Source organism: Citrobacter sp. Cf132 (assembly GCF_030333885.1).
Taxonomy (GTDB): Bacteria; Pseudomonadota; Gammaproteobacteria; order Enterobacterales; family Enterobacteriaceae; genus Citrobacter; species Citrobacter freundii.
Genome location: NZ_JAOWFA010000028.1, coordinates 1 through 2,755 on the forward strand (window position 1 = coordinate 1; position 2,755 = coordinate 2,755).

1 rRNA gene is annotated in these 2,755 nt (G+C 52.4%); it reads left to right on the forward strand.

The features are described 5' to 3' along the window. Positions 1-2,755, forward strand: a 23S ribosomal RNA gene (locus OGV85_RS01125); the annotation flags it as partial.

The following is a 2,755-nucleotide window of genomic DNA, read 5'->3' on the forward strand; positions in this document are numbered from 1 at the left end:
AGGCGATGAAGGACGTGCTAATCTGCGATAAGCGTCGGTAAGGTGATATGAACCGTTATAACCGGCGATTTCCGAATGGGGAAACCCAGTGTGATTCGTCACACTATCATTACGTGAATACATAGCGTAATGAAGCGAACCGGGGGAACTGAAACATCTAAGTACCCCGAGGAAAAGAAATCAACCGAGATTCCCCCAGTAGCGGCGAGCGAACGGGGAGCAGCCCAGAGTCTGAATCAGCTTGTGTGTTAGTGGAACGGTCTGGAAAGTCCGACGGTACAGGGTGATAGTCCCGTACACCAAAATGCACAGGTTGTGAACTCGAAGAGTAGGGCGGGACACGTGGTATCCTGTCTGAATATGGGGGGACCATCCTCCAAGGCTAAATACTCCTGACTGACCGATAGTGAACCAGTACCGTGAGGGAAAGGCGAAAAGAACCCCGGCGAGGGGAGTGAAAAAGAACCTGAAACCGTGTACGTACAAGCAGTGGGAGCCTCTTTATGGGGTGACTGCGTACCTTTTGTATAATGGGTCAGCGACTTATATTCTGTAGCAAGGTTAACCGTATAGGGGAGCCGAAGGGAAACCGAGTCTTAACTGGGCGTTAAGTTGCAGGGTATAGACCCGAAACCCGGTGATCTAGCCATGGGCAGGTTGAAGGTTGGGTAACACTAACTGGAGGACCGAACCGACTAATGTTGAAAAATTAGCGGATGACTTGTGGCTGGGGGTGAAAGGCCAATCAAACCGGGAGATAGCTGGTTCTCCCCGAAAGCTATTTAGGTAGCGCCTCGTGAATTCATCTTCGGGGGTAGAGCACTGTTTCGGCTAGGGGGTCATCCCGACTTACCAACCCGATGCAAACTGCGAATACCGAAGAATGTTATCACGGGAGACACACGGCGGGTGCTAACGTCCGTCGTGAAGAGGGAAACAACCCAGACCGCCAGCTAAGGTCCCAAAGTCATGGTTAAGTGGGAAACGATGTGGGAAGGCACAGACAGCCAGGATGTTGGCTTAGAAGCAGCCATCATTTAAAGAAAGCGTAATAGCTCACTGGTCGAGTCGGCCTGCGCGGAAGATGTAACGGGGCTAAACCATGCACCGAAGCTGCGGCAGCGACACTATGTGTTGTTGGGTAGGGGAGCGTTCTGTAAGCCGTTGAAGGTGTATCGTGAGGTATGCTGGAGGTATCAGAAGTGCGAATGCTGACATAAGTAACGATAATGCGGGTGAAAAACCCGCACGCCGGAAGACCAAGGGTTCCTGTCCAACGTTAATCGGGGCAGGGTGAGTCGACCCCTAAGGCGAGGCCGAAAGGCGTAGTCGATGGGAAACAGGTTAATATTCCTGTACTTGGTGTTACTGCGAAGGGGGGACGGAGAAGGCTATGTTAGCCGGGCGACGGTTGTCCCGGTTTAAGCATGTAGGCGGAGGTTCCAGGTAAATCCGGTACCTTTTAACGCTGAGGTGTGATGACGAGGCACTACGGTGCTGAAGTAACAAATGCCCTGCTTCCAGGAAAAGCCTCTAAGCATCAGGTAACACGAAATCGTACCCCAAACCGACACAGGTGGTCAGGTAGAGAATACCAAGGCGCTTGAGAGAACTCGGGTGAAGGAACTAGGCAAAATGGTGCCGTAACTTCGGGAGAAGGCACGCTGATATGTAGGTGAAGTGATTTACTCATGGAGCTGAAATCAGTCGAAGATACCAGCTGGCTGCAACTGTTTATTAAAAACACAGCACTGTGCAAACACGAAAGTGGACGTATACGGTGTGACGCCTGCCCGGTGCCGGAAGGTTAATTGATGGGGTTATCCGTAAGGAGAAGCTCTTGATCGAAGCCCCGGTAAACGGCGGCCGTAACTATAACGGTCCTAAGGTAGCGAAATTCCTTGTCGGGTAAGTTCCGACCTGCACGAATGGCGTAATGATGGCCAGGCTGTCTCCACCCGAGACTCAGTGAAATTGAACTCGCTGTGAAGATGCAGTGTACCCGCGGCAAGACGGAAAGACCCCGTGAACCTTTACTATAGCTTGACACTGAACACTGGTCCTTGATGTGTAGGATAGGTGGGAGGCTTTGAAGTGTGGACGCCAGTCTGCATGGAGCCATCCTTGAAATACCACCCTTTAATGGCTGGTGTTCTAACGTGGACCCGTAATCCGGGTTGCGGACAGTGTCTGGTGGGTAGTTTGACTGGGGCGGTCTCCTCCTAAAGAGTAACGGAGGAGCACGAAGGTTAGCTAATCCTGGTCGGACATCAGGAGGTTAGTGCAAAGGCATAAGCTAGCTTGACTGCGAGAGTGACGGCTCGAGCAGGTGCGAAAGCAGGTCTTAGTGATCCGGTGGTTCTGAATGGAAGGGCCATCGCTCAACGGATAAAAGGTACTCCGGGGATAACAGGCTGATACCGCCCAAGAGTTCATATCGACGGCGGTGTTTGGCACCTCGATGTCGGCTCATCACATCCTGGGGCTGAAGTAGGTCCCAAGGGTATGGCTGTTCGCCATTTAAAGTGGTACGCGAGCTGGGTTTAGAACGTCGTGAGACAGTTCGGTCCCTATCTGCCGTGGGCGCTGGAGAATTGAGGGGGGCTGCTCCTAGTACGAGAGGACCGGAGTGGACGCATCACTGGTGTTCGGGTTGTCATGCCAATGGCATTGCCCGGTAGCTAAATGCGGAAGAGATAAGTGCTGAAAGCATCTAAGCACGAAACTTGCCCCGAGATGAGTTCTCCCTGAGACT